The sequence below is a fragment of the Klebsiella sp. GFKo11 genome (assembly GCF_056490265.1).
The window spans coordinates 3,678,655-3,704,632 of sequence record NZ_CM151369.1 but is presented as its reverse complement, the minus strand read 5'-3'; the positions used below and the strand labels follow the sequence as shown (position 1 = coordinate 3,704,632).

24 protein-coding genes, 1 riboswitch and 1 other annotated feature (1 of these 26 cut by a window edge) are annotated in these 25,978 nt (G+C 54.3%); of the genes, 7 read left to right on the top strand and 17 right to left on the bottom strand.

Annotated elements, in window-relative coordinates; all coding sequences use genetic code 11:
• Positions 1 to 17 precede the first annotated feature (17 nt).
• The 3 genes from chbR (at position 18) to chbG (ending at position 3,062) form a co-directional block, all read left to right on the top strand.
• Positions 18 to 842 (top strand): transcriptional regulator ChbR, encoded by an 825-nt coding sequence (chbR, locus tag AC07P6_RS18010; protein ID WP_112216770.1) that lies wholly within the window; start codon positions 18 to 20, stop codon positions 840 to 842.
• Positions 843 to 944: 102 nt separating this feature from the next.
• Entirely contained in the window at positions 945 to 2,291 is a 1,347-nt protein-coding gene (locus AC07P6_RS18005; RefSeq protein WP_112216771.1) for a 6-phospho-beta-glucosidase, read from the top strand.
• 12 nt (positions 2,292 to 2,303) lie between these two features.
• Positions 2,304 to 3,062, top strand: coding sequence for a chitin disaccharide deacetylase (gene chbG, locus AC07P6_RS18000; protein WP_182238108.1), 759 nt, complete (start codon positions 2,304 to 2,306; stop codon positions 3,060 to 3,062).
• 39 nt (positions 3,063 to 3,101) lie between these two features.
• Here chbG and katE read toward each other — a convergent pair whose 3' ends face one another.
• Positions 3,102 to 5,360, bottom strand: coding sequence for a catalase HPII (katE, locus tag AC07P6_RS17995; protein ID WP_478314022.1), 2,259 nt, complete (start codon positions 5,358 to 5,360; stop codon positions 3,102 to 3,104).
• Positions 5,361 to 5,556: 196 nt separating this feature from the next.
• On the opposite strand from katE, the gene cedA reads away from it, so the two are divergent.
• Positions 5,557 to 5,796, top strand: coding sequence for a cell division activator CedA (gene cedA, locus AC07P6_RS17990; RefSeq protein ID WP_249421912.1), 240 nt, complete (start codon positions 5,557 to 5,559; stop codon positions 5,794 to 5,796).
• Between the two features lie 78 nt (positions 5,797 to 5,874).
• On the opposite strand, the gene AC07P6_RS17985 is transcribed toward cedA, so the two are convergent.
• The 4 genes from AC07P6_RS17985 to hxpB form a co-directional block, all read right to left on the bottom strand.
• The gene (locus AC07P6_RS17985) at positions 5,875 to 7,266 is read right to left on the bottom strand and encodes an L-cystine transporter (RefSeq protein WP_142514219.1); all 1,392 of its coding nucleotides are present in this window, start codon (positions 7,264 to 7,266) and stop codon (positions 5,875 to 5,877) included.
• Positions 7,267 to 7,399: 133 nt separating this feature from the next.
• Positions 7,400 to 7,990 (bottom strand): metal-dependent hydrolase, encoded by a 591-nt coding sequence (locus AC07P6_RS17980; RefSeq protein ID WP_112216774.1) that lies wholly within the window; start codon positions 7,988 to 7,990, stop codon positions 7,400 to 7,402.
• A 92-nt stretch (positions 7,991 to 8,082) separates the two neighbouring features.
• A complete protein-coding gene (kduD, locus tag AC07P6_RS17975) occupies positions 8,083 to 8,844 on the bottom strand; it encodes a 2-dehydro-3-deoxy-D-gluconate 5-dehydrogenase KduD (RefSeq protein ID WP_181482574.1) in 762 nt (253 codons plus the stop codon).
• A 149-nt stretch (positions 8,845 to 8,993) separates the two neighbouring features.
• Entirely contained in the window at positions 8,994 to 9,662 is a 669-nt protein-coding gene (gene hxpB, locus AC07P6_RS17970; protein WP_182238112.1) for a hexitol phosphatase HxpB, read from the bottom strand.
• A 274-nt stretch (positions 9,663 to 9,936) separates the two neighbouring features.
• Between hxpB and AC07P6_RS17965 the strand changes: the two genes are divergently transcribed.
• Positions 9,937 to 10,473, top strand: coding sequence for a YniB family protein (locus AC07P6_RS17965; RefSeq protein WP_434659132.1), 537 nt, complete (start codon positions 9,937 to 9,939; stop codon positions 10,471 to 10,473).
• Between the two features lie 35 nt (positions 10,474 to 10,508).
• On the opposite strand, the gene yciA is transcribed toward AC07P6_RS17965, so the two are convergent.
• From yciA to AC07P6_RS17940, 5 genes are all read right to left on the bottom strand, one after another.
• Positions 10,509 to 10,907, bottom strand: coding sequence for an acyl-CoA thioester hydrolase YciA (gene yciA, locus AC07P6_RS17960; protein WP_478314020.1), 399 nt, complete (start codon positions 10,905 to 10,907; stop codon positions 10,509 to 10,511).
• A gap of 100 nt (positions 10,908 to 11,007) precedes the next feature.
• Positions 11,008 to 13,188, bottom strand: a complete 2,181-nt coding sequence (locus AC07P6_RS17955; protein WP_478314018.1) for a TonB-dependent siderophore receptor — start codon at positions 13,186 to 13,188, stop codon at positions 11,008 to 11,010.
• 195 nt (positions 13,189 to 13,383) lie between these two features.
• On the bottom strand, positions 13,384 to 14,685 hold the full coding sequence (locus AC07P6_RS17950; RefSeq protein ID WP_478314016.1) for a voltage-gated chloride channel family protein: 1,302 nt from the start codon (positions 14,683 to 14,685) through the stop codon (positions 13,384 to 13,386).
• 79 nt (positions 14,686 to 14,764) lie between these two features.
• A riboswitch (Fluoride riboswitch) is annotated at positions 14,765 to 14,826 on the bottom strand.
• Positions 14,827 to 14,927: 101 nt separating this feature from the next.
• The gene (locus AC07P6_RS17945) at positions 14,928 to 15,467 is read right to left on the bottom strand and encodes a septation protein A (protein ID WP_110273526.1); all 540 of its coding nucleotides are present in this window, start codon (positions 15,465 to 15,467) and stop codon (positions 14,928 to 14,930) included.
• Positions 15,468 to 15,518: 51 nt separating this feature from the next.
• The gene (locus AC07P6_RS17940; RefSeq protein WP_434659129.1) at positions 15,519 to 16,262 is read right to left on the bottom strand and encodes a YciC family protein; all 744 of its coding nucleotides are present in this window, start codon (positions 16,260 to 16,262) and stop codon (positions 15,519 to 15,521) included.
• 313 nt (positions 16,263 to 16,575) lie between these two features.
• Here AC07P6_RS17940 and ompW point away from each other — a divergent pair, with 313 nt between their 5' ends.
• Positions 16,576 to 17,214, top strand: coding sequence for an outer membrane protein OmpW (ompW, locus tag AC07P6_RS17935; RefSeq protein ID WP_304258479.1), 639 nt, complete (start codon positions 16,576 to 16,578; stop codon positions 17,212 to 17,214).
• A 138-nt stretch (positions 17,215 to 17,352) separates the two neighbouring features.
• Here the strand turns inward: ompW and AC07P6_RS17930 are convergent, their stop codons facing one another.
• A complete protein-coding gene (locus tag AC07P6_RS17930) occupies positions 17,353 to 17,598 on the bottom strand; it encodes a YmjA family protein (RefSeq protein ID WP_112216783.1) in 246 nt (81 codons plus the stop codon).
• Positions 17,599 to 17,893: 295 nt separating this feature from the next.
• Positions 17,894 to 18,841 carry a quinone oxidoreductase family protein gene (locus AC07P6_RS17925; RefSeq protein WP_182238124.1) on the bottom strand — a complete coding sequence of 316 codons (948 nt, stop codon included), beginning with the start codon at positions 18,839 to 18,841 and terminating at the stop codon, positions 17,894 to 17,896.
• Positions 18,842 to 18,915: 74 nt separating this feature from the next.
• On the opposite strand from AC07P6_RS17925, the gene AC07P6_RS17920 reads away from it, so the two are divergent.
• Entirely contained in the window at positions 18,916 to 19,371 is a 456-nt protein-coding gene (locus tag AC07P6_RS17920) for a MarR family winged helix-turn-helix transcriptional regulator (RefSeq protein ID WP_478314014.1), read from the top strand.
• Between the two features lie 32 nt (positions 19,372 to 19,403).
• Here AC07P6_RS17920 and trpA read toward each other — a convergent pair whose 3' ends face one another.
• The 5 genes from trpA to AC07P6_RS17895 are packed head-to-tail and all read right to left on the bottom strand — an operon-like array spanning position 19,404 to position 25,935.
• Entirely contained in the window at positions 19,404 to 20,213 is an 810-nt protein-coding gene (gene trpA / locus AC07P6_RS17915) for a tryptophan synthase subunit alpha (protein WP_112216786.1), read from the bottom strand.
• Entirely contained in the window at positions 20,213 to 21,406 is a 1,194-nt protein-coding gene (gene trpB / locus AC07P6_RS17910; protein ID WP_304258486.1) for a tryptophan synthase subunit beta, read from the bottom strand. The genes trpA and trpB overlap by 1 nt, the downstream gene beginning before the upstream one ends.
• 9 nt (positions 21,407 to 21,415) lie before the next feature.
• Entirely contained in the window at positions 21,416 to 22,774 is a 1,359-nt protein-coding gene (gene trpCF, locus AC07P6_RS17905; RefSeq protein ID WP_478314012.1) for a bifunctional indole-3-glycerol-phosphate synthase TrpC/phosphoribosylanthranilate isomerase TrpF, read from the bottom strand.
• 3 nt (positions 22,775 to 22,777) lie between these two features.
• Positions 22,778 to 24,373, bottom strand: coding sequence for a bifunctional anthranilate synthase glutamate amidotransferase component TrpG/anthranilate phosphoribosyltransferase TrpD (gene trpD / locus AC07P6_RS17900; protein ID WP_181482516.1), 1,596 nt, complete (start codon positions 24,371 to 24,373; stop codon positions 22,778 to 22,780).
• Entirely contained in the window at positions 24,373 to 25,935 is a 1,563-nt protein-coding gene (locus AC07P6_RS17895) for an anthranilate synthase component 1 (RefSeq protein WP_182238131.1), read from the bottom strand. The genes trpD and AC07P6_RS17895 overlap by 1 nt, the downstream gene beginning before the upstream one ends.
• 35 nt (positions 25,936 to 25,970) lie before the next feature.
• Positions 25,971 to 25,978, bottom strand: a sequence feature (Trp leader region); it runs 88 nt beyond the window's last position.

The following is a 25,978-nucleotide window of genomic DNA, read 5'->3' as shown; positions in this document are numbered from 1 at the left end:
CGATGAGGCAACCAAAGATGATGACCACTGAAATCAGTACCGCCCGGGAGCAACAACTGTTCAACGGCAAAAACTTTCATGTGGTCATTTATAACAAAACGGAAAGCGTGAGCGGGCTTCACCAGCATGATTATTACGAGTACACCATCGTTTTAACCGGCCGCTATTATCAGGTCATTAATGGTAAGCGGGTGCTGCTGGAGCGCGGGGATTTTGTCTTCATCCCGATGGGGTCGCATCACCAGAGTTTTTATGAATTTGGCGCGACACGCATTCTTAACGTCGGCATTAGCAAAAGTTTCTTTGAGAAACACTATCTGCCGCTGATACCGTTTGGTGTGGTTGCTTCTCAGGTCTACGGCGTCAAAAGTACTTTTCTCAGTTACATTGAGTCGGTTATTGCATCGCTGAATTTTCGCGAAACTGAATTTGACGAATTTATCGAACTGGTCTCGTTTTACACCCTTAATCGTTTACGGCATTACCGCGAGGAACCCGTGGAAGATGTGATTCCGCAATGGTTGAAAAATGCCGTCGAGGGGATGCACGATAATCTTAAGTTTGGCGAGTGCGCACTGGAAAATATGGTTGAGCTCTCCGGAAAAACTCAGGAGTACTTAACCCGAGCGACCCAACGTTATTATGCAAAAACGCCGATGCAGATAATTAATGATATTCGTATCAACTTCGCCAAGAAACAGTTAGAGATAACCAACTACTCGGTGACCGATATTGCCTATGAGTCGGGGTACAGTAGCCCAAGTTTGTTTATTAAAACATTCAAAAAGCTGACTTCATTTACCCCCAGCAGCTATCGGAAACACCTCACCAGTATTAATTAAGCGGGCGCGGAATATTCCGCGCGGTCTAAATATTCAAGTTAACTGTCCGTATTTAAACGGAGAGTGGGGTACGTATATGCGTAGTCCACAAGGGAGAAAATAATGAGCCAGAAATTGAAAGTCGTGACTATCGGTGGCGGCAGCAGCTATACCCCGGAATTACTGGAAGGGTTCCTGAAACGTTATCATGAACTGCCAATTACCGAACTGTGGCTGGTGGACGTCGCAGAAGGGCAGGAAAAGCTCGATATTATCCACGCCCTGTGCCAGCGCATGGTGGAAAAAGCCGGCGTGCCGATGAAAGTCTATAAAACCCTCGATCGCCGCGCGGCGCTGGAAGGGGCGGATTTCGTGACCACCCAACTGCGCGTTGGCCAACTGAAGGCGCGTGAGAAAGACGAACGCATTCCGCTGAGCCATGGTTATTTAGGCCAGGAAACCAACGGGGCGGGCGGTCTGTTTAAAGGCCTGCGCACTATTCCGGTCATTTTTGACATCGTAAAGGATGTGCAGGAAGTCTGCCCTAACGCCTGGGTGATTAACTTTACCAACCCGGCAGGTATGGTGACCGAAGCGGTCTATCGCCACACCGGCTTTAAGCGCTTTATCGGCGTGTGCAATATTCCAATCGGCATGAAGATGTTTATCACCGACGTGCTGAAGCTGAGCCCGAGCGATGAGCTGAACATCGATCTGTTTGGTCTGAATCATCTGGTGTTTGTCCGCGACGTGCTGGTTAACGGCGTTTCGCGCTTTGACGAACTGCTGGACGGCGTGGCTTCCGGTCGCCTGACCGCAAACTCAGTGAAAAATATCTTTGATTTGCCGTTTAGCGAAGGGCTGATTCGCTCACTGCGCCTGATTCCGTGCTCCTATCTACTCTACTACTTCAAGCCAAAAGAGATGCTGGCGATTGAAATGGGTGAGTACTATAAAGGCGGTGCGCGCGCACAGGTGGTGCAGAAAGTTGAGAAACAGCTGTTCGAGCTGTATAAAAATCCGGATCTGAACATCAAACCGAAAGAGCTGGAGCAGCGCGGCGGGGCATACTACTCAGACGCAGCCTGTGAAGTGATCAACGCCATCTACAATGATAAGCAGGCCGAGCACTACGTGAACGTGCCGCATCATGGCCACATTGATAACATCCCGGCCGACTGGGCGGTGGAAATGACCTGCACGTTGGGCCGTGATGGCGCGAAACCGACACCGCGCATCACGCATTTCGATGAGAAAGTGCTGGGGCTGATTTACACCATTAAGGGTTTTGAAGTGGCGGCCAGCGAAGCGGCAATCAGCGGCAAGCTGGATGATGTCCTGCTGGCACTTAACCTGAGCCCGCTGATCCACTCCGATCGTGATGCCGAAAAGCTGGCACGGGAGATGATCCTCGCGCACGAGCAATGGCTGCCAAACTTTGCGGCGACTATCGAAAAACTGAAACAGTAAAGGGAGCGGCTCATGGAACGCGTGTTGATCGTGAATGCCGATGATTTTGGCCTCAGCAAGGGGCAAAACTACGGTATTGTCGAAGCTTGCAAAAATGGTCTGGTAACCTCCACGACGGCACTGGTCAACGGCGCGGCGATTAGCCACGCCGCCCAGCTCAGCCGCTGTGTGCCGGAACTGGCGGTCGGAATGCACTTTGTCCTGACGCTGGGCGAACCGTTGTCAGCGATGCCGGGCTTAACCCGCGAAGGGCGTCTGGGTAAGTGGATTTGGCAGATGGCGGAAGAGGATAGCCTGCCGCTGGATGAAATCGCCCACGAGCTGGAGTGCCAGTATCGCCGGTTTGTCGAGCTGTTTGGCTATGAGCCGACGCATATTGATAGCCATCACCACGTGCATATGATTGCGCAGATCTACCCCATCGTGGCGGCGTTTGCACGTGAGAAGGGCGTGGCGATGCGTATCGATCGCCAGCTAGCGACCCTTTCCGGACTGGAGCAGGATGCAGCGCGCAGCAGCGAGGGATTTGCCAGTGAATTTTATGGTGAAGCCGTTTGTGAAGGGTTGTTTCTGCAAACTCTGGAAGCATCCATCCAGCGTGACGAAAAGTCGCTGGAAGTGATGTGCCACCCGGCTTTTGTCGATAACACCATTATGGGCAGCGCTTATTGTTACCCGCGTCTGACCGAGCTGGACGTGCTGACATCTGATTCGCTGAAGTACGCGATAGCCGAACGCGGCTATCGGCTCGGAACCTATCGCGACGTATGACAGGTAAAGAGGCCCGGCATTTATGCTGGGCCTTGTTTTTTATGCAGGAATTGCGGCGATTTTAGCGCTTCTTGACCACACCCGATGTGCCGCCATCAGGGTAATCAGTTCATCCATGGATTTGCCATCTATCGCGTCCGTTTCAACAATCCCTTCTTCGCCCTGACTGGCGACCTGAAGCGACGTTTTACACGGTCTGGCATCACCTGCCAGCAGAATCGGCTTCAGATGTTTATAGCCTTCCAGCAGGTAATAGTGGAAATCACCGTTGTTGCTCAGGCTTTGCAGATCGCCGCCGGGAACGATGACCGCATCTACGGTTAATGAAGGCGACCCGGCAAAAGTCCCGGCAACCGGCAGAGTGGTACCATCGTCGGCCTTCACCTCACCCATACGGGAATAGAGTAGTTTGGCATGCACTCCCTTTGCCTTGAGCGCTTTCAGCAGCACCAACAGCTCCTTGGCGACCGGACGATCGTTAAGTAACACCGCCACCACGCGACCCTTCACGTCTCCACTGGGAATAGCGTACAAGCTCAGGGTAGGGTCCTTTTTCAGGCCATTAACATCCGGCGGCGGCGTGATGCTGCGCTGGTCGTCAGTGAGTTCGATACCGAGATTTTTACCCACAGCCTGAGCCAGCTGCAGGTCGATATGCGCCAGTTGATCGACAACCCTCTCGCGGATCCACTCTCTGACGACTTTGCTCAGCTCAAAACTAAAAGCGTCGATAATATGCTGCTGCTCAAGTGGCGTCTGGCTGCGCCAGAACAGAAGAGGCTGAGAGTAGTATTCGCCGAACGACGGGCTGCGCTGGCGAATTTTTTCGCCGTCTACCCGCTCGGCGTAGGATTCGAATCCTCCGCGCTTAGCGGCAGGCGGCGTCTCGCGGGGCCAGTTATCGTTGATTGAGTTAGGTTCATAGTTTGCCGGGTTGGTATCAATATCCATGCGATGCATACCGTCGCGCTGGAAATTATGATACGGGCAGGTGGGCTTATTAATAGGAATCTCATGGAAATTAGGTCCGCCAAGACGGCTAATCTGCGTATCGGTATAGGAAAATAAACGGCCCTGCAGCAGCGGATCGTTGCTGAAATCTATCCCCGGCACGATGTGCCCGGGATGAAACGCAGCCTGTTCATTTTCGGCAAAGAAATTATCCGGGTTGCGATTGAGGACCATTTTCCCGACCCGTTGAACAGGGACCAGCGCTTCCGGGATAAGCTTGGTGGGGTCCAGCAGATCGAAGTCATAGGCAAACTCATCCTCCTCGGGGATGAGCTGTAGCCCCAGTTCATACTCGGGGAAATCTCCCGCTTCAATGGCTTCCCATAAATCACGACGATGGAAATCAGGATCGCGACCTGTCAGCTTCTGCGACTCATCCCACACCAGAGAGGCCTTGCCCGCTACTGGTTTCCAGTGAAAACGTACAAAGGTTGCTTTGCCTTCGGCATTTATCAGGCGGAAGGTATGGATACCGAACCCTTCCATCGTGCGATAGCTACGGGGTAAACCGCGATCGGACATCGCCCACATTACGTTGTGCAGCGTTTCTGGCTGTAGTGATACGTAGTCCCAAAAGGTGTCATGTGCACTTTGCCCTTGCGGGACGGCCCAATGAGGTTCCGGTTTTACCGCATGGACGAAATCAGGGAATTTGAGCGCGTCCTGGATAAAGAAGATGGGGGTGTTATTGCCGACCAGATCAAAAATGCCCTCGTCGGTATAGAACTTGGTGGCGAAACCGCGGATGTCGCGCACCGTATCGGCGGACCCTGCACCGCCCTGGACAGTAGAAAAGCGCACGAACACCGGGGTTTTCTTCTCCGGGTCGGAGAGAAAATCGGCTTTGGTGATGTCGCTCAGGTTGCTATAGGGCTGAAAGTAGCCGTGCGCTGCGGAGCCTCGGGCGTGGACGATCCTCTCGGGGATGCGTTCATGGTCAAAATGGGTAATTTTCTCGCGCAGGATGAAATCTTCCAGCAGCGTGGGGCCACGTTTGCCCGCACGCAGCGAGTTTTGATCGTCAGCGATACGTACGCCCTGGTTGGTGGTGAGCGCAAAATCCTCGCCGTCTTTACGATGATTATCCAGCGCGTCAAGCTTATCGCTATGCGTATCCGGGGCTTTTATACTGCCAGGCGCGGTCGGCTCTTCACCCGGAGCGGTGGGGTGCGGTGTGGGTCGCCAGTTCTGGTCACTGGGTGCTAAAGAATCGAGACCAGGTTTCGCTTCCCGGTCATCGTGAACCGGTGACTGGTGGGTTTGTGGTTTATGGTGTTTCTCTGACATTGCTCGCTCCTGTTTTCATTACTGAAAATGGTCGTTGCTGAACCAAAACCCTTCTAACTATAGAACATCTGTTCCTGCAGATTTTATTCCAGGACTTTTACCTTTTAAGGATAATAAGCAGGGGGCGACGAAAGGGGGCGCTTTCAGCTATGATAGGGGTTTATGTTTCCCGCTTTGTTTAGTGAATCTATTTGTGATGAAACCACATCGCCAACAAAATCGTCAGGTCATTAGCTACGTGCCTCGAGTGGAGCCAGCGCCGCCGGAACACGCCGTCAAAATGGACGGTTATCGCGATGTCTGGGTGCTGCGCAATAAGTACGTCGCCTTTGTACTGGTGGACGAACATTTTCGCCGTTCACCGCCGTTTAACGTGCCGGAAGCGGCGCAGCGCTGGGCGGAGCAGATGAGGCAGGAAGGCGAGATAGATGCCTGAGGGCGCGCGCTAAAACAAAAAAACCGCTGAGGTCATCAGCGGTTTTTTTATCTCTGAAGGCTTTATGGCCCTCTCAGATTAGCGGTGGGCCAGTTCGGCATCCTCTTCGCTATCAAGAATGGTTTTGTCGGTTTGACGCAGCCACTGGCTGGTCAGGGTACCGGCGGTCATTGAACCGCTGACGTTCAGCGCGGTACGACCCATATCAATCAGTGGTTCAACTGAAATTAACAGCGCCACCAGCGTCACCGGCAGACCCATTGCCGGCAGAACGATCAGCGCAGCAAAGGTTGCGCCGCCGCCAACGCCCGCAACGCCTGCGGAACTGACGGTGACAATGCCCACCAGGGTGGCAATCCATAGCGGATCGAACGGGTTGATACCGACGGTCGGAGCGACCATGACTGCCAACATTGCCGGGTAAAGACCCGCACAACCGTTCTGACCAATGGTCGCGCCGAATGATGCTGAGAAGCTGGCGATAGATTCTGGTACCCCCAGTCGGCGGGTTTGCGCTTCGACGTTCAGCGGAATAGACGCTGCGCTGGAACGACTGGTGAAGGCGAAGGTCAGCACCGGCCACACTTTGCGGAAGTACTTCAGCGGGCTCACGCCGTTCACTGCCAGCAGCAGGCCATGCACCACGAACATAATGCCCAGGCCGAGATAGGAGGCGATAACGAAGCTGCCGAGCTTGATGATGTCCTGCAAGTTAGAGCCAGCAACCACTTTGGTCATCAGCGCCAGCACGCCATACGGCGTTAACTGCATAACCAGACGCACTAACTTCATAACCCAGCTTTGCAGCGTGTCGATGGCGGTGAGCACGCGCTGGCCTTTGGCGACGTCATCTTTCAGCAACTTCAGCGCCGCGACGCCCAGGAAGGCCGCAAAGATAACCACGCTGATAATCGACGTTGGGTTCGCGCCGGTCAGATCGGCAAACGGGTTCTTCGGTACGAAAGAGAGGATCAGCTGCGGGACGCTCAGGTCCGCCACTTTACCGGCATAGTTGCTCTGAATGGCGTTAAGACGAGCGGTTTCCGCGCTGCCTTGCACCAGCCCTTCAGCGGTCAGGCCAAACAGATTGGTGACCAGAACACCGACCAGTGCAGCAATCAGCGTGGTGAAAAGCAGAGTGCCAATGCTCAAAAAGCTGATTTTACCCAGCTGTGAAGCGTTATGCAGACGGGCGACCGCGCTCAGGATAGAGGCGAAGACCAGCGGCATAACGATCATTTGCAGTAGCTGAACATAGCCGTTACCGACGATATTGAACCACTGGATAGAATCCTTCAGCACCTGGCTGTCGGAACCATAGATAAATTGCAGCGCCAGGCCGAAAATAACGCCGATAACCAGACCGACCAGTACTTTTTTAGCGAGGCTCCACTGTTTGTGGCGGGTTTGAGCCAGCGCCAACAGCAAAACCGCGAACACGATAACGTTCGCTATTAATGGAAAATTCATCCCCGTTCTCCTGATATCTTTTTTACCGGGTTGGTCAATAACCAACTCTTATGACGGCAAGGGTAGCAGAAGGCGTTATTCGTTACTTATATTCAAATGGAATTGATTATAACTAAATGGGTAATTCGCTTGTTTATTGTCCTGCCTGGTGACTAATAAATCGATTAAAGGTGGTTTGCAGCGTGTTAATCATGCTTGATGACCAGCGCACGGCGCTATTATCGGCAAAAGTCTGCGGCATCCACACCGCATAGATGAAGAGTGCCATACACAGCGCGCGCTCTAGCTGGTTGCCTTTACGGGGTGCGAGGATAGGTAAGCGAAAGCGCCAGCGGCATGGCCAAAGCAGCGGCACCCCCGCAGGAGTCAGCATGTCGGCAAGGATATGGCTGAGATAGCCCAGCACCAGCCCCTGGACAGCGTCCGCCGGGATTATCCAGCCATCGGGCACTTTTAACGAGAACAGCGCAAGAGCGCCGAAGACTACCAGCAGGCTATGGGTGAAGCCGCGATGACCAAAGGCGCGGGCTATCGGTTTTGAAATCCAGCGTAAACGCTGCCCGAGAAATGACTTAGGGTGATCGATGTCGGGCAGCAGGCAGGTCAAAATTGCGGAAGGGACAATATGCCACCAGTCCCCCTGGGCCAGAACGGGGGTTAATTCCGCGTTTTTCGCAAATACCGCACAGGCGATAGAAAAGAGAAGGTGACCTTCCGCCGTCATGATAAGAAACCCTAAACTGTCAATTCATACAGTATAGGGTTTTTATACAGTGTGCGGAAGAGGTGACGGTGTAACTCTTTGTCACAAAACCATCAACGTGCCAGCCAGCCTCCGTCAACCGCCAGAGTATAGCCACTGACGTAATCTGCTGCCTTAGAGGCGAGGAATACCACCGGCCCTTGCAGGTCATCCGGAACGCCCCAGCGCCCGGCAGGAATGCGGTCGAGGATCTCTTTACTGCGCTCGGCATCATCACGTAATTGCTGAGTGTTGTTGGTCGCCATATATCCCGGCGCGATGGCGTTAACGTTGATGCGATGTCCCGCCCATTCATTAGCCATCAGGCGAGTAATGCCGAGAACGCCGCTTTTTGAGGCGGTATATGAAGGCACTCTAATGCCGCCCTGAAAGGAGAGCATTGAGGCGATGTTAATGATTTTTCCGCCATCGCCTTGCTGAATAAACTGCCGGGCGACCGCTTGCGAAAGAAAAAAGACCGATTTCAGATTCAGATTCAGGACGTCATCCCAATCTTTTTCTGAAAAATCGAGCGCATCGGTGCGGCGGATTGTGCCAGCGTTGTTGACCAGAATATCGACTCTGCCCATCGCAGCAACGGCCTGAGTGACAATCGAGCCAATCTCATCCTGGTGACTCAAATCGGCCTGGATAGCTGTGAAGCGTCGGCCCAACGCCTGAACCTTTTCCGCCGTTTCATGGGGAATTCTACGATTGACCCCGACGATATCGCACCCGGCCTGCGCAAGGCCCAGCGTCATGCCCTGGCCGAGCCCGGTATCACAACCCGTTACGATAGCGACCTTACCCGTAAGGTCAAAGGCGTTCAGTACCATATGCACCTCTGTATGCTGATTTCATGCGTTAAATAACGCCATTGAGGACAAGCATAGAGGGAGGAGGAAGAAAAAACAATTAAAAATGAAACGGTGTTTTAATTTTGTGATAATGGGATAGGGATACCATCCCATTATCACCGGATGGCTTAACCGAGCAGGTCGGTCAGGGTGAGGGATTTCAGGCTCGTTAGCTTCACATCGGCCAGCACAAAGCGAGGATCGCGGCTATTCTCTTCTTCAGGCACGACAATAGAGCGCATCCGCGCCGCTTTGCTGGCAATCATGCCGTTGACAGAATCTTCCAGCGCCACGCAGTTCAGCGGGCTGACGCCAAGTTTTTCCGCACAGTTCAGATAAACCTGTGGATGCGGTTTGCTGAACGGCAGCATTTCGGCGGAAGCGAGTGCATCAAACTGGTCGCGCAGTTCAAACATGGTGAGGACTTTTTCCAGCATCCGCAGCGGCGATGCTGAGGCCAGGCCGATTTTCAGCCCCTGCGCTTTACACATCGCCACCGCTTCCCGCGCGCCGGGCAGGAGCGGGCGCGCTTCTTCAACCAGTTGGATAGCGCGGTTGATAATTCGCGCGGTCACTTCGGCGCGATCCGGGCCTTTCCACGGCTGCTGGGCAAACCACAGATCGACGACTAAATCGATGCGTAGCCCCAGAATATCGGGCATTTCACTGCGGCGGCTAATATCCACTCCGAGGCTTGCAATCACCTCCAGCTCTGCCTTATCCCATAGCGGTTCGGAATCAATCAGTAATCCATCCATATCAAAAATTGCGGCATGAATCTGTCGCCTGGCTGACATAAGTCCCTCTCCTGTAGCGTAAGTAGATAACGAATTGGCACTCATGGTATATCATACCGCGCATTATTGGGCGAAATTCGCCGACGAAGGTAGACTTAGAGCGTATACCACCAGGCGTTATTGGCGCAGCCAATTTGGACACGGACAGCGCGCAGAAACCGGAGCGTACATGAAGTACGTGAGGATTTTGAGCACTGCCCTGGTCCAAAGTGGCAAGTGAAATAGCCTGAGATAGGTTCTTAGAGTGGCTAGAGCGTCTTAACAAGGGGAACCCATGACGTATCAACAAGCTGGACGCATTGCAGTACTTAAACGTATTTTGGGGTGGGTGGTGTTTATTCCGGCAGTTATCTCGACGCTGATTTCGGTGCTGAAGTTTATGTACGAGCACAGCGAGAAAAAGCCGGGGATTGATGCGGTGATGATGGATTTTGCGCATGTGATGATCGAAATGATGCGCTTCAATACGCCGTTCCTGAATTTCTTTTGGTACAACTCGCCGCTCCCGGACTTTAAGCACGGCATGAATATCGGCTTCTGGATTATCTATATCCTGATCTTTGTCGGGATGGCGCTGCAGGCATCCGGCGCGCGGATGAGCCGTCAGGCGAAGTTTCTGCGTGAGGGGGTTGAGGATCAGCTGATTCTTGAACAGGCCAAGGGGGCGGAAGGGCTGACGCGCGAGCAGATCGCCGAACGCGTCGTGGTGCCGCGTCATACTATTCTGGTGCAGTATTTCCCGCTGTACGTGCTGCCGGTGATTACCATCGTGATCGGCTACTTCTTCTTTTCTTTACTCGGTTTCCTGTAATCAGATAGCCCGGCAAGGTTGCCGGGCTATCTGCATTATTGGGCAGGCAGCGCGCGCGGCTTGCCCTGGTTATCCACCGCAACGTAGATAAACAGCGCTTCGGTTGCCTTGTAGCGTTGCCCGATTGGCTCAGACGACACTTTCTTTACCCATACTTCAATATTGATGGTCACCGATGTATTGCCGCGTTTCACGCAGTCGGCGTAGCAACACACCACATCACCGACCGCGACCGGACGTAAAAAGGTCATGCCGTCGACGCGCACGGTCACCACGCGACCATGGGCAATTTCTTTCGCCATAATGGCGCCGCCGATATCCATTTGCGACATTAGCCAGCCGCCAAAAATATCGCCGTTGGCGTTGGTGTCCGCTGGCATCGCCAGGGTGCGTAAAACCAATTCGCCCTTCGGCGCGAGATCTGTTGTTGTCATTCTCTACTCTGTACTCGTCAAAGATGATCAGGCGCGATGCTACTATGAAAAGGGCGTGGAGAGAATAGGGGGAGACGCCCGCTAATGCGGGCGTAGAGGTTTAGAAGGAGAGCGTGACGCCAGCGTAGTACGCACGACCCGGTTCGTTGTAGGTCGACGCGCCCGAGTTTTCGCGATAAAGCTGCTTATCGAACAGGTTGCTGATCCCGGCATTCAGGCGTAAATCTTTCATCAGTTGATAGTTACCGCCAATTCCGACGACAGAATAGGAACCGACTTCGTTGGTGGCCAGTACGCCAATCTCGTTACGAATTTCAGCGTATTCGCGCGGTTTCTGCCGACCGTACATGGTCCAGTTCACGTTGGCTGAGAGCTTGCTGTTAACCTGCCAGTCGAGCATGGTGTTGATGGTATATTTCGGAATGACGGACAGGGGGTTGCCGGTATCTTTGTTTTCCGATTTGATCATATAGGTGGCGTTGGTGCGCCAGTTCAGCGTATCGGCAATCACCGGCACCAGCAGGGTCCCTTCAAGACCTTCGACGACCGCCTTACCGCCGTTCTGCCACTGGAGAATGTTTCCTCCGCTGGCGGTAGTACCCAACACGTCGGTGCCGGAGACGATTTTGTTTTTGTAATCATTACGGAACCAGGTAATACCGGCGTTGTAGCCATTTAAGTTAAATTCAAGACCGATCTCTTTGTTGACGCTGATTTCCGGGTCGAGGTCCGGGTTACCTAATAAATAGCAGCTACCGTTACCAATGGTATTCGGGCAGCCGTTACCGTTCGTGCGCAGCAAATAGCCATCGCTGGACTGGTACAGGTTCGGCGCTTTAAATTCCCGGGCAATACCCGCTTTGACCTTAAACATATCGCCCAGATCCTGCGACAGGTTCAGGCTCGGGCTCCAGTTGCTGCCGAAATCGTTGTGATAGTCAAAACGCAGTCCGGGGATAATGTTGGTGCCCGGCGTCGCTTCAATATTGTCTTCGAGATAGAGACCGGTGAGGGTGGCGCTATTTTTCGTGCTGCGCTCAGACGGGTTGCCGGAAGTGCCGGGGACTTCTTCGGTCACGCTGGTGGCCTGCATCGACGCCGGATCGTTCAACTCATCGCGATTCCACTCCATACCCAGCGTAAGCGTCTGCTCAGCCAACCAGTTGAATGGAATATTGAGTTCGCCGGTTGAACGCCAGGATTCCAGGCGGCTGGTGGCGTATTCATCGCTATTGATCATCCCCTCTACGCGGCCGGTGGAGCCCTCCTGCAGGCGGGTGTTGTTGGTTTTTTCGTAATAGACGCCCGCTTTAGACTGGCCCCAATCCCAGATACCGTTATAGGTCAGGCCCCAGGTCTGGCGATACATGCGGTTTGTTTCCTGGCCGTATAGCGTATCGATCAGACCATTTGGGCTCATGTTGCTGTTGCTGTACTGCGTATCACCGGCGTAGATGTTGCCCTGGCGGCTGTAGGCATAGCTGAAATCGACAATCTGCTGCGGTGTTACTTTCCATGACAGCAGGGCGTTAATATCTTTATTGCGCACGCCTTCGCGGCCTGCGGCATAAGAGCCATTTTGCGCGCTATTGATGTCCCAGGCATCCGGCTCGGTTTTGTTGATATTACCGTACAGACGCATCGTCAGGGCATCCCCGGCCAGCGGTCCGTTAAGGTTAAAGTTAGCCCGGTTGGTGGAACCTTCTTTATTATTTTCCGGCTGATTGGTATAGAGCGAGAGTGAGCCATGCCAGTCGTTGGTCGGGCGCCTGGTGATGATATTGACCACGCCGCCTGCTGCCCCTGATCCATAGCGAGCAGCCGCGGGGCCGCGCAGAACTTCGATGCGCTCGACCATTTCCGGCGGAACCCAGTTGCTGTCGCCGCGGGTATCGCGCTCGCCGCGCCAGCTATAGCGCACCGAGTTTCTCGAACTGACGGGCACACCATCGATAAGAATCAGCGTGTTTTCCGGCCCCATGCCGCGAATATCAATCTGTCGGTTGTTGCCGCGGCTGCCGCTAGCGCTGTTGCCGGTCAGGTTAACGCCGGGCATTTTACGAATGATTTCAGACAGATCGTTAACCGGCGGATCTTTAGCAATATCTTCTGCGGTGATAATCGAGACGCCCGGCTGCTGCTTTAGCGCTTCTTCCGCGGTTCCCCGAACCACCATCGTTTCGGTATCCAATTCAGCCTCTTCGGCGAAAGCCCCTGGGCTAAGCAAACCAGCGATGGCCAGGGCCAGGGGAGTGGCGATGTGATTTTTCTGCGATCTCATTTTAAATATCCATATCAAGTCATGAAAAATTGAGATCGAGAATATCAATGATAATTATTATCATTACAATTGCGAGAGGCGAATCTCCATGAAATCCTCACAATTGCCGCAACTTTCCAGCATCTGGTAGATATCGTGAAGGAGTCGGTAAGGTTTACCGTACCGACTTGCTGGGATGTTCCTGGCCTGAAGAGATTATTTGCCCATTGTTTTATCGGTTTTCTGTTGCTGATACCACGCGGGGAGTTCTGCCAGACTAATGCCCGTCGGCACATAGCCCTGTTTCAGACAGGCGACCCGCTGCGCGCGATAAATGCTGGTATATCCTGAAACCAGCCAGGCGACAGCGCAGGCTAGCGCAGCGTAAATGTCGATTTCAGAACCAAACAATTCGATTGCCATCAGCGTCGATGCTATAGGGGTGTTAGCTGCCCCAGCGAAGACGGCGACAAAGCCAATCCCGGCCAGAAAGCTCACCGGCATATGTAGCAGCGGAGCCAGCGCATTGCCAAGCGTCGCGCCGATATAAAATAGCGACGTCACTTCTCCGCCTTTAAAACCGCTCCCTAAAGAGGTCACGGTGAAAACCAGTTTGCCGAGAAAATCCCACGGAGCTAGTGGATGCTGAAAGGCATCCACAATCACCGGTATGCCGAGGCCAATATAGCGATCGCCATGAAACAGCCAGACGGCAGCAACAATGAGCAAACCGCCGGTAAACGGGCGCATTGGCGCATAGCGAACATATTTTTTCATTAACCCGCCAATGAAATGCGTGCTGTCAGCGAAAACGCGTGCCGCCAGGCCAAAGCAGCAACCCGCGATAACCATTGCCGCCAGGGTCCAAAGGGTGAGGGGTGGAATGCTGGAAACGATATAGTGGGTGTGTTGCACCCCCCACATGATCCCGACCCGATCGGCGACGATTGCGGCGACCAGACACGGGAGGATGGCGGTGTAGTTCATCCTTCCAATGGCCAGCACTTCCAACCCAAATAGCGCTCCGGCGAGCGGAGTGCCGAAAACTGAGGAGAAACCGGCGCTGATCCCGGCCATGAGCACCGTCCGTCGCGTGTCGTCGTCGAGGCGAAAAATAGGCGTAAATTGATCGGCAATCGAGGCTCCCATCTGTACCGCAGTCCCTTCACGGCCCACTGACGCCCCGCACAGGTGCGATATCACGGTGCCGAAAAAGACCAGCGGTGCCATACGCAGGGGGATCACACATTTAGGATCGTGGACTTCTTCCAGAATGAGATTGTTACCGGCCTCCACGCGGGTGCCGTAGTGCAGATAAATCCAGCCGACGGCAAAGCCCGCGATCGGCAGCAGCCAGATAAGCCAGCGATGCGTTTCACGCGTTGCAGTAGCCCATTCAAGGGAGAAAAGAAAGAAAGCCGATGCCGTACCCGCCAGGACGGCGATGATAAAGGCGAGAAACAGCCATTTCCCGAGGAAGAAAAACAGGGTGAGTTGTGAAAATCGGGGTGCACGCATCGTTATTTCCTTAGAAGGTTAACCTTCCCGGACGCGGTGCCTGCAATACAGATATGCCTGCCCATTCCCGGTCCGGGAATAAAAAGCAGGCATCATTAGCCACATGGCGGTTCAAGAGGGAATGCCATCCTCTATACGAAATATCTTACGGCATGAACCGTTTCAGCTGAAGTTTTTTATGCGTTGTATATAAAAAGAGAGGAGAAGGCGGCACGCAGGGAATTGTGCGTGCCGAAGCGAACTTAGTGATTGTCGTCCTGCGGCATATGGCGATAGATGTAAACGCCGCTTAGCAGGGTGAACACCAGCGTCATAGCGGTTAAACCGAAGACTTTAAAGTTGACCCAGATATTCTGCGGCAACCAGAAGGCGATGTAGATATTCGCCAAACCGCAAAGAATGAAGAATACCGCCCAGGCCAGATTCAGACGCGACCAGACCTGCTGCGGTAACGTCAGCTCTTTACCCAGCATGCGCTGGATTAGCGGCTTTTTCATTACCCACTGGCTAAACAGTAGAGCGCCAGCGAACAGAACGTAGATGACCGTGACCTTCCATTTTATAAACTCATCGTTATGGAAGAAAATGGTCAGGCCACCGAAAAATGCGACCAGGACAAAGGTAATCAGCGCCATTTTCTCGACTTTGCGATAGCGCACCCAGCTGTAAATCAGCACGATGGCGGTAGCGATAATCAGCGCGGTCGTTGCGGCGTAGATATCGTAGAGCTTGTAGAATGCGAAGAAGACTACCAGCGGTAAAAAATCCAGAAACTGCTTCATACATCGATTCCGTCGTTCAGAATGGGCCGGGAGCGCCCGACCCAGATTAAGTTAGTTGCGAATAAGCATATACAAGCGGAATAAATAGATCAGCAACAATGCGGATATCAGGTTGCTGATGGTATTTATCACGATTGCGCCAACGTTTGGCGTCAGTACGGCAAAGCTGGATGCAAACAGCAGAAGTAGGGTTTTCGCCAGCAGCCAGCCGATTATCGCGGGTGCAACCAGGCGAATATTGGCCCATGCCAGACGCATACTGCTGCGCAGGGCGCTGAAAACACCCATTTTGTCCTGAACCAGCATAATTGGCGCGAATGAAAGGACGATCGCCAGCAGCACGCCAGGCACCACCACCAGCATCATCCCCATTTGCACGACAAAAGTCGTGAGCAGGATCAGCAGCAGCAGCTTTGGCAGCACTGGCGCAGAAGCACCAATCGCACGTAAGGCACTAACGCGTTGACCTGAGGAGATCATCTGAATCATCAGCAGAACGCCGCCCGCAAGGATCGCATTGCCCACCAGTCCAGAGAATGTAGAGGCTGCCGAAGCTCGTAGCAGGACCTGCTGCTGTTCCGGCGTCATACTTTGCACCAGCTCGAACAACCCGACGCTACCCGTCAGGCTATCGCCTTCGCTCAGAATCGATAATTGCTCCTCACTGGGTGAAAAGGCATGGCCAAGTACTACCGTAATAAGCGCGCACAACAATGCAATCAGCAAAATAGTGACGAACTGATTACGGAAAAAGTTTCCGGTGTCACGGTAGACGGACTTCGCCGTGATAGACATGCATTCTCCTTGAGTCTTGCAGGTGTTAACTAGCCGGCGATTGTACCGCAAATCGTGCCTGGGTAGCAGTCTCTGCTCCTGCGCGCTAAGTATATCTTTGTAAATAGAAGGCACAATCAGCGGTCCATCGCCTTGGCTCCAGTAAAAACAGAAAATTGATACAGTATGTTTATCGCTAGTTATATGAAAAAAGTGAAAATTAATCTGGATCAATAAATGTTAAATTTCCCGAATTTGTGTGAGCTATGTTGGATCAAACATACTTCATTGTAGGTATATTCTTGCGCTGAATAACCATAATGAGGAAGTGGATATGAAAAAGTTAGCAGCGGCATTTGTTATTCTCGGCACTCTCTCCAGCAGCAGCGTCTGGGCGCATGAAGCTGGTGAATTTTTTATTCGCGCAGGTTCGGCAACGGTAAGGCCAACGGAAGGGGCGGGCGGTACATTGGGAAGCCTGGGGGGATTTAGCGTCAGCAATAACACGCAGCTCGGCCTGACCTTCACCTATATGGCAACCGATAATATCGGGGTTGAGCTGCTGGCCGCGACGCCGTTCCGTCATAAGGTAGGCACCGCAGCAACCGGTAATATTGCCACCGTTCACCATTTACCGCCGACCTTAATGGCGCAGTGGTACTTTGGCGATTCGAGCAGCAAGCTGCGTCCATATGTTGGTGTGGGTATCAACTACACCACCTTCTTTGACGAAGGTGTGAACGACAATGGTAAAAATCAGGGGATTTCCGATCTGAGCCTGAAAGATTCCTGGGGTGCTGCGGGTCAGGTCGGTATGGATTACCTGATTAACCGTGACTGGCTGATTAACATGTCGGTGTGGTACATGGATATCGACACCACCGCGAGCTATAAACTGGGCGAGGCTCGCCAGCATGACAGCGTGCGCCTGGATCCGTGGGTGTTTATGTTCTCCGCAGGCTACCGGTTCTAAAGTTTTTCGGCAGAGCTGGTCGCTGTATGACCAGCTCTTGGTATTCTATTCTGTAATAATTATGCCGCGAACGGTTTGGCTTGATAGTGACTTACTATGAAAGGATACATTGGCCTGCGTACATCGTTTTAACAAGATCTACTCATTGCCCCATTTATTGAGGAAGTTCGCGATATCATCAATACGCTGCTCATTGATCCCTGCTTGAATGGCCATTTCTCCCTGTGCTTCCTCACTGATTTCTTCGTTGTTCATCAAGCGAGTGATCAACAATTGAAAATAGCGAGCCAATGGCTCACGTTCTGACTCGCTCACTGGCTCTGCGGATTCGGTCGAATACTCATCGGCAATGTCATAATATTTCAGTGGTACTTCATCGTTCATTAGTTGCTCCGTAGAGTTAGTGTCAGCTGCAATGTCAGTCGCAGAATGGGTTAAAATAGATTTTATTGATTTACGAAGGGATTGTCTCTCCCATTGCTGGTTAAGACAACTGGTGCGCAAGGTGTGTCAGCTATCATAAAAAAAAGCCCGCACAAGTGCGGGCAAAAATACTGGAAGCAATGTGAGCAATGTCGTACCGAATACCTGAGTTTTTTACTCAACTATTCGGTAATGAGAAAGATAATATTTCTCATTTAAGATATCAACCCCAACTTTTGTGCGGAAGCGCTTTTTTTTAATCGACGATAAAAACTGTGCGTTTCTGGCTGTCATCCTGTGGCCAGACCGTGGCAACGTCTTGAAGCCGCCGTGCAGTGGTGGCAATGGTAAATCTCCCGGCGACCGAGGCCTGCAGCATTTCCCCGGTCGCCGCCAGCAGTTGTGGCATGGACAGGCTACCAATCCCACTGCCCATCAGTTGCAACGGTGCAGAGCGTAATACCGCGCCGCTGAGCGTGATATCGGCGGCGGCAAGTGAACCGACCTGAACAAAGCGTACCGGCGCCTTCCCTGGACTATGCTTTGCCAGCGCAGGGAGCAACAGTTCAGCACTGTGACCCCACAGGTAATCGACGACGACATCAATCTGCTGCGCTGCCAGCTCCGCAAACTGCGACCGTACGGTGGCATCATCTTCGCTTAAGTTGACTATTTTATCGGCCCCGAGGGAGGCGAGCTTTAACGCGTTGCGCCCGGTGGCAATCACCTTTTTGGCCCCCAGAAAGCGGGCGATTTGTACCGCCAGCTGTCCGGCGCTACCGGTCGCACCGTTGATAAGCACCGTTTCTCCGGCCTTGAGACCCGCGCGCTTGACCAGCGCCGCCCATGCGGACATGCCCGGATTAGCCATTGCGGCGGCGGTAACGTCGTCCAGATCATCCGGCAGCGGCAGGCAGTGGTTTAGCGCGACCGGTGCCCACTGTGCCATGCTGCCCCATGGCGCGGTGGGGAAGGCGAAATAAACTCGCTGACCGTCAGGCAATGCTCCGGTGCCATCAATCCCGACGCCGAAAGGCAGGCGGCCATCAAAACTGTAATGTTTGCCGGAGGCCCGGCTTTTCACGACATGGCTGATAGCGCAGGCGCGCACTTTGACCAACGCCTCATGTTCAGTGGGCTGCGGGTCGCTAAAATCGGCCCAAATCGGGCCTTGTTGCAGGTCAAAAACGACGGCTGCTTTCATAGTATTTTCTCCTGGGGTGATTATGTGTAAAATGCACATATCAGTTAACGGCACTATACCCGGTTAAATAATATATGCAATATGCACATAATAATTATGACATCAGCGAGTTTCACGGTGCGCTGCTCGACATCATCAGCGTGATGAACCAGCCGGTGCGCGATGAGCAGATACTGCAGGTTGCTGGAGTTCAGCTTGATCAGATCCTCTTTCCGCTGCTGGTGGCGGTAGGGCGCAGTGGGCCGGTGGGGGTCGTGGAGCTGGCGGATAGCCTCGGGCGCGATTACACCACAGTCAGCAGGCAGGTGAAGAAACTGGAAGCGCAGGGGCTGGCGCGAAAGCAGCCAAACGCCAAAGACCGGCGGATTAGCGAAGTCACGCTTAGCGAAGCGGGTCAAGCAATGATCGAACGTATCTCGGTTGCAAGAACGCGGCTGATGAATCAAGTGCTGGTGGGATGGGCGCAAGAGGATGTGATGGCGCTGTTTCGTTTGACGCGCAAGTACGCGGACAGCTTACAGCAGAAATAACCGCCCGGCGCAGTGCCGGGCGGCAGGCGTGCTTAGGCCGCTTTGGTGGCGGCTTTGAGGCTCTGCACAAAGGTCTTCAGTTCAGACAGCATAGCCTGCGGGTCGTTAACGTTACGCTCAATGATTTTGACGATCGCAGAACCGGAAATCGCCCCGGCAGCGCCGGCATCAATCGCGGCGGTGACCTGCTCCGGCGCAGAGATACCAAAGCCCTGCAGCGGTGGCGCAGCGTTATATTCGGCCAGCTTTTCAATCAAATGATGCAGCGGCAGCGCGGCGCGGTTTTCCGCGCCGGTCACGCCCGCACGAGACAGCAGATAGGTATAGCCGCGACCGTAGGAAGCAATCTGGCGCAGCAGGTCGTCATCGGCATTTGGCGGGCAGATGAAAATTGGCGCGATATTATGGCGCAATGCGGCCTGGCGGAACGGTGCCGACTCTTCGACCGGTACATCGGCTACCAGCACTGAATCAACACCCGCGCGTTCGCATGCGGCATAAAATTCATCAATGCCAGGGCTAAACACCAGGTTTGCGTACATCAGCAGGCCGATCGGGATGGTCGGGTGCTTTTGACGAATTGCCGCCAGCATTTCAAAACATTGCGCTGGCGTGACGCCTGCGGCAAATGCGCGCAGGGCCGCGCCCTGAATGGTTGGGCCGTCCGCCAGCGGGTCGGAGAATGGGATACCCAGCTCCAGCGCATCGGCACCCGCTTCAATCAGCGTATCAATAATTTTCAGCGATTGTTCCGGGTTAGGGTCGCCGAGCGTCACGAAGGGAACAAATGCGCCTTCCTGGCGAGCTTTCAGTTGTGCAAACAGCGTCTCGTAACGTTCCATCAGATTTCCCCTCGCGCTTTCAGAATATCGTGTACGGTGAAGATGTCTTTATCGCCGCGACCGGAGAGGTTAACCACCAGCAGCTGCTCTTTTTCCGGGTTCTCACGCATCATTTTCAGCGCGTGCGCTAGGGCGTGGGACGACTCCAGCGCCGGAATAATCCCTTCATGACGGGAAAGTTCTTTAAAGGCATCCAGCGCCTCGTCATCGGTAATTGATACGTAGTCGGCGCGACCAATGCTGTTCAAATAGGCGTGCTGCGGGCCAACTGACGGGAAGTCCAGTCCAGCGGAAATGGAGTAGGACTCCTCAATTTGCCCGTCTTCGGTCTGCATCATCGGCGATTTCATACCGAAGTAGATACCAACGCGTCCGTGCTTCAGCGGTGCGCCGTGTTCGCCGGATTCGATCCCGTGGCCCGCCGGTTCCACGCCAATCAGGCCAACAGTGGTTTCGTCGATAAAGTCGGCGAACATGCCGATAGCGTTAGAACCGCCACCGACGCAGGCGATAACCGCATCCGGCAGGCGACCTTCTTTCTCAAGAATTTGTACTTTGGTCTCTTCGCCAATCATGCGCTGGAATTCACGCACGATGGTTGGGAACGGGTGCGGGCCGGCGGCGGTCCCGAGCATATAGTGGGCTTTTTCATAGCTGCCGGACCAGTCACGCAGCGCCTCGTTACAGGCATCTTTTAGCGTTGATGAGCCGCTATGTACCGGGATCACTTCTGCACCCATCAGGCGCATACGGAAGACGTTCGGCGACTGGCGCTCGATATCTTTTGCGCCCATATAAATGCGGCATTTGAGGCCGAGCAGGGCGCTGGCGAGGGCAGAGGCTACGCCGTGCTGACCCGCACCGGTTTCGGCAATAATTTCCGTTTTGCCCATCCGTTTTGCCAACAGCGCCTGACCGAGCACCTGGTTGGTTTTATGCGCGCCGCCGTGCAGCAGGTCTTCACGCTTCAGATACAGCGTGGTACGGGTACCTTCAGTGAGGTTGCGGCATTTGGTCAGCGCGGTCGGACGACCGGCGTAGTTTTTCAGCAGGTCAGTAAATTCGGCCTGAAATGCCGGGTCTTTCTGCGCGCTAACGAACGCTTCTTCAAGCTGGCGCAGGGCGGGCATCAGGATCTGCGGAACGTACATCCCGCCGAATTCGCCAAAATAGGGGTTCAGTAAAGTACTCATTGTTGCTCCTTAATATGCGCGCAGCGTTTGAAACACCGAGGCCAGTTTGCTGGCATCTTTAATACCCGGCTGTGACTCCACGCCTGAATTAAAATCGAGTCCGGCACAACCGCTTTTGGCGGCTTCTACACAGTTATCGGCGCCGAGGCCGCCTGCTAACAGCACGTTACGCAGGTCCTGACCTTGCAGCAAAGACCAGTCGAAACGCTGGCCGGTGCCGCCCTGGCCGTTATCAAAAACGTATTTATCGACATGGTTCAGATTGCGTTGCGGCAGCGTTTCGCCAACGCTGAGGGCTTTCCATATTTGCACTTTGGCCGGTAACTCGGCGCGCAGGGCATCGATATAGCTCTGGTCTTCACCACCGTGCAACTGGACGGCGGCTAAGTTTAGGCTTTCAACGCGGGCGGCAACCTCTGCCACCGGCGCATTGCGAAATACGCCGACGTAGCTCAGGGGAGCGCTATCAATAACCGCTTTCGCCTGGGCTTCATTTACCGCTCGCGGCGAGGTGGGGACGAAAATCAGTCCGCCGTATACGGCGCCGGATTCATACGCGACCTGGGCATCCTGCGGACGGGTGAGGCCGCAGACCTTATTTTCGCCGAGCAGCACGCGTTTCACTGCGGTGTTCAGATCGTCGTGTTCCATCAGCGCTGAACCAATCAGGAAGCCATTGGCGAAGTGGCTCAGTTCACGCACTTCGGCATAAGTATGGATACCGGATTCGCTGATCACCGTGACGTCATGGCCGAGTCGTGGTGCCAGCGTGCGGGTGCGGTTGAGGTCAATCGACATATCGCGCAGGTCGCGGTTGTTGATGCCGACCACTTTGGCCTTCAGCGCGATGGCGCGTTCCAGCTCTTCTTCGTTGCTCACTTCGGTCAGTACGCCCATATTCAGGCTGTGCGCGACGGCGGCGAGCTGGTGATATTGTTCATCATCAAGCACCGAGAGCATCAGCAGGCAGGCATCGGCCTGATAGTAGCGCGCCAGGTAAATCTGGTAAGGATCGATGGTGAAATCCTTACACAGAATCGGCTGCGGCGCGATTTTGCTGACAATTGGCAGAAAATCGAAGCTGCCCTGGAAATATTTCTCATCGCACAGCACCGAAATAGCCGATGCGTAGTGCTTGTAGACCCCGGCGATGGTCGCCGGGTCAAAATCTTCGCGAATCAAACCTTTAGACGGCGAGGCCTTTTTGCACTCGAGAATAAACGCGGTGCGGGTACCGGCAAGGGCATCGTAAAAATTGCGCTGCGTCGGCACGACGTCATTTTGAAAGCTGGCTAACGGTTGTTGTTGTTTGCGGGCTTCTACCCAAATCGCTTTGTCGGCCACGATTTTTGCTAAAACGGTCTGCATTATTTACCCTCTTGCCGCTAATGCGGTCACTTTGTCATAGGCCGCTCCGCTGCGCAGGACCTCGATGACGTGCTGTGCGTTGGCCTTCAAATCTTCGTGCCCATGTAAACGCATTAACATGGCGACGTTGGCGGCGACGGCGGCTTCGTGAGCGGCTTCACCTTTACCTTGTAGTAAGCGTGTCAGAATGTCACGGTTTTCTTCCGGCGTGCCGCCAGCCAACTGTTCCTGATGGTAAGGCGTCAGGCCAAAGTCGGCGGCGGTCAACTGATAGCTCTTGATTTCGCCGTTGTTCAGTTCAGCGACCACCGTCGGCGCGTGGAGCGACACTTCATCCATGCCGCCGCTGTGGACCACGGCAGCACGCTGATACCCCAGTACGCGCAGGGTTTCCGCAATCGGCAGCACCAGTTCCGGGCTATAAACGCCAATCAGCGCCAGCGGCGGATGCGCCGGGTTGATCAGCGGCCCCAGCACGTTAAACAAGGTGCGGGTCTTGAGCTGCTGACGGACCGGCATCGCGTGACGGAATCCTGTGTGATACTTCGGTGCGAACAGGAAACAGACGCCCATTTCATCCAGTGCCTGGCGAGATTTATCGGCATTCATATCGAGATTAATACCGAAGGCTGCCAGCAGGTCAGATGAGCCTGATTTACTTGAAACGCTGCGATTGCCATGTTTCGCTACTTTCAGGCCGCAGGCGGCGGCAACAAAGGCGCTGGCGGTCGAAATATTGATGCTGTTGCTGCCGTCGCCGCCAGTACCAACGATATCGGCAAACAGGTAATCAGGGCGCGGGAACGGCGCGGCGTTTTCCAGCAGCGCGGTAGCGGCCCCGGCAATTTCCTGCGGATGCTCACCGCGCACTTTCATACTGACCAGCGCAGCGGCCAGTTGCTCGGGCTTGACTTCGCCGCGCACTACTGCGGAGAACAGCTGATGGCTCTCCTGCTGGCTCAGGGTCTCGGCCTGATACAGTTTTTCCAGAATTGGCTGGATAGTGTTGGTCTGCTCCAGCTTCTGCAACGCCCAGGCCAGCGTTTGTTCCAGCAGGCGTGCGCCCTGAGTGGTCAGAATCGACTCAGGATGGAACTGGAAACCGCAGACGCGATCTGCATCGTGGCGCACCGCCATCACCATGCCGTTAAAGTTGGCGTTGATCGTCAACCCGGCCGGGATATTGCTGCCGACCAGCGAGTGGTAGCGCGCAACCGGCAGTGGGTTAGTCAACCCGGCAAACATCGCCTGACCATCATGTTCAATGCTTGATGCTTTACCGTGGAGGATTTCACCAGCCTGCCCGACGTAACCGCCGTAAGCTTCGACAATGGCCTGATGACCGAGGCAGATGCCGATAATCGGCAGCTTACCACGCAGTCGGGTCAGCAGTTCAGGCATGCAGCCTGCTTCGCTCGGCGTCCCCGGTCCGGGAGAAAGCATCAATACCGGGTTTTTCATGGTGCCGATGCGCTCAATCAGCGCCTGCGCCGGGACTGAGTTGCGGTAAATCACCACGTTATGGCCGTTCGAACGCAATTGGTCTGCCAGGTTATAGGTAAATGAATCGATATTATCGAGCAGCAGAATGTCGGCCATTAGAAAATCTCCTTCGCGTGATGGGCCTGGGCGATAGCGCGCAGCACCGCGCGAGCTTTATTACGGGTTTCATCCGCTTCAGATTGGGGAACGGAGTCAAGCACGATACCGGCACCGGCCTGTACCGTGGCGATGCCATCCTGCACGTAAGCAGAACGAATCACGATGCAGGTATCGAGGTCGCCGTGGGCGGTAAAGTAACCCACTGCGCCGCCGTAGCTGCCGCGGCGCTTGCCTTCAGCGGCGGCGATAAGCTGCATTGCGCGCACTTTAGGCGCACCGCTCAACGTGCCCATATTCATACAGGCGCGATAGGCGTGGAGCACGTCGAGATCGTTGCGCAGCTCGCCAACCACGCGGGAGACGAGGTGCATCACAAAGGAGTAGCGGTCGACTTTGGTTAAGTCGGCCACGTAGCGGCTGCCCGGCGTGCAGATGCGGGCGAGGTCGTTACGCGCCAGGTCAACCAGCATCAGGTGTTCGGAAAGCTCTTTGTGATCGGTGCGCATCTCCAGCTCAATGCGGCTGTCGAGATCGCGGTCCAGCGAACCGTCGGTACGGCGACCGCGCGGACGGGTTCCGGCAATCGGGTAGATCTCAATCTGGCGGCTGACGGCGTCATATTTCAGCGAGCTTTCCGGCGATGCGCCGAACAGGGTGAAATCGTTATCCTGCATAAAGAACATATACGGGCTGGGGTTGCTCTTCTTCAGCACATCGTAAGCGGCGAGCGGCGACGGGCAGGGCAGCGAGAAACGGCGCGATGGCACCACCTGGAAAATTTCACCCGCGCGGATGGCGCGCTGCATTTTACGCACTACGGCACCGTACTCTTCATCACTCTGATCGCAGTCGCAGCGCATTTCGGCAACTGTCGTCACCGGCAGCGGCGCGGGCGGCTCATTCAATTGCTGACGAAGCTGGGCGATGCGCTGTAGTAGACGCTGTTTTTCATTTTCCAGCGGGGTGAACAGGCTCGCCTGGATGCGGGTGTTTTTAGTCTGATGGTCGATAACCAGCAGCGTTTCCGCCAGATAGAAACAGTAATCCGGGCAGGCGGTATCGCTTTCCAGCGGCGGCAGGTTTTCGAAACCGGCGACCAGGTCATAAGCAAACAGTCCGCCGAAGAACATGGCTTCGCGCTCGTCCTGCGGCACGGTAACCAGCTCTTGCAACAGGCGGAAAGTGTCAAATACCGATAATGAACATAAGCGGGCGTCTTCATCAAGCAGCGCGCTGACAGGAGGGAATGTTAACACCCGCCCATTTGGCTGGCGCTGATTATCAATACCCGAAGGCAGAGTATTATCCAGCAAATCCAGCAGCGCCGTGCCGTTAGCGGAGAGTGCCTGAATAGTGACAGTGTCACCTAGCGCGGTAATGCGCAGCGCGCTATCCACCAGCAGCAGGCTCTTTAAATCATCCTTACTGTCGATATCCGCGGATTCCAGCAGCAGGGTGGCCGGACGCGCACCGCATAGCTGGTGGAATAACGCCGTCGGGTTTTCCCGATAGATGGCGTCGCTGGTGAGAAGCTCGAGTGCCGGTTTTGATGTTTGCATTATTGTTCTCGCCTGTTCGGTATAATAATTTGTCCAATAAAAA

Excerpts from the sequence above, each read along its gene's own strand:
- chbR (WP_112216770.1), top strand. The coding sequence starts at position 18 with ATGATGACCACTGAAATCAGTACCGCCCGGGAGCAACAACTGTTCAAC.
- AC07P6_RS18005 (WP_112216771.1), top strand. The coding sequence starts at position 945 with ATGAGCCAGAAATTGAAAGTCGTGACTATCGGTGGCGGCAGCAGCTAT.
- chbG (WP_182238108.1), top strand. The coding sequence starts at position 2,304 with ATGGAACGCGTGTTGATCGTGAATGCCGATGATTTTGGCCTCAGCAAG.
- katE (WP_478314022.1), bottom strand. The coding sequence starts at position 5,360 with ATGTCAGAGAAACACCATAAACCACAAACCCACCAGTCACCGGTTCAC.
- cedA (WP_249421912.1), top strand. The coding sequence starts at position 5,557 with ATGAAACCACATCGCCAACAAAATCGTCAGGTCATTAGCTACGTGCCT.
- AC07P6_RS17985 (WP_142514219.1), bottom strand. The coding sequence starts at position 7,266 with ATGAATTTTCCATTAATAGCGAACGTTATCGTGTTCGCGGTTTTGCTG.
- AC07P6_RS17980 (WP_112216774.1), bottom strand. The coding sequence starts at position 7,990 with ATGACGGCGGAAGGTCACCTTCTCTTTTCTATCGCCTGTGCGGTATTT.
- kduD (WP_181482574.1), bottom strand. The coding sequence starts at position 8,844 with ATGGTACTGAACGCCTTTGACCTTACGGGTAAGGTCGCTATCGTAACG.
- hxpB (WP_182238112.1), bottom strand. The coding sequence starts at position 9,662 with ATGTCAGCCAGGCGACAGATTCATGCCGCAATTTTTGATATGGATGGA.
- AC07P6_RS17965 (WP_434659132.1), top strand. The coding sequence starts at position 9,937 with ATGACGTATCAACAAGCTGGACGCATTGCAGTACTTAAACGTATTTTG.
- yciA (WP_478314020.1), bottom strand. The coding sequence starts at position 10,907 with ATGACAACAACAGATCTCGCGCCGAAGGGCGAATTGGTTTTACGCACC.
- AC07P6_RS17955 (WP_478314018.1), bottom strand. The coding sequence starts at position 13,188 with ATGAGATCGCAGAAAAATCACATCGCCACTCCCCTGGCCCTGGCCATC.
- AC07P6_RS17950 (WP_478314016.1), bottom strand. The coding sequence starts at position 14,685 with ATGCGTGCACCCCGATTTTCACAACTCACCCTGTTTTTCTTCCTCGGG.
- AC07P6_RS17945 (WP_110273526.1), bottom strand. The coding sequence starts at position 15,467 with ATGAAGCAGTTTCTGGATTTTTTACCGCTGGTAGTCTTCTTCGCATTC.
- AC07P6_RS17940 (WP_434659129.1), bottom strand. The coding sequence starts at position 16,262 with ATGTCTATCACGGCGAAGTCCGTCTACCGTGACACCGGAAACTTTTTC.
- ompW (WP_304258479.1), top strand. The coding sequence starts at position 16,576 with ATGAAAAAGTTAGCAGCGGCATTTGTTATTCTCGGCACTCTCTCCAGC.
- AC07P6_RS17930 (WP_112216783.1), bottom strand. The coding sequence starts at position 17,598 with ATGAACGATGAAGTACCACTGAAATATTATGACATTGCCGATGAGTAT.
- AC07P6_RS17925 (WP_182238124.1), bottom strand. The coding sequence starts at position 18,841 with ATGAAAGCAGCCGTCGTTTTTGACCTGCAACAAGGCCCGATTTGGGCC.
- AC07P6_RS17920 (WP_478314014.1), top strand. The coding sequence starts at position 18,916 with ATGCAATATGCACATAATAATTATGACATCAGCGAGTTTCACGGTGCG.
- trpA (WP_112216786.1), bottom strand. The coding sequence starts at position 20,213 with ATGGAACGTTACGAGACGCTGTTTGCACAACTGAAAGCTCGCCAGGAA.
- trpB (WP_304258486.1), bottom strand. The coding sequence starts at position 21,406 with ATGAGTACTTTACTGAACCCCTATTTTGGCGAATTCGGCGGGATGTAC.
- trpCF (WP_478314012.1), bottom strand. The coding sequence starts at position 22,774 with ATGCAGACCGTTTTAGCAAAAATCGTGGCCGACAAAGCGATTTGGGTA.
- trpD (WP_181482516.1), bottom strand. The coding sequence starts at position 24,373 with ATGGCCGACATTCTGCTGCTCGATAATATCGATTCATTTACCTATAAC.
- AC07P6_RS17895 (WP_182238131.1), bottom strand. The coding sequence starts at position 25,935 with ATGCAAACATCAAAACCGGCACTCGAGCTTCTCACCAGCGACGCCATC.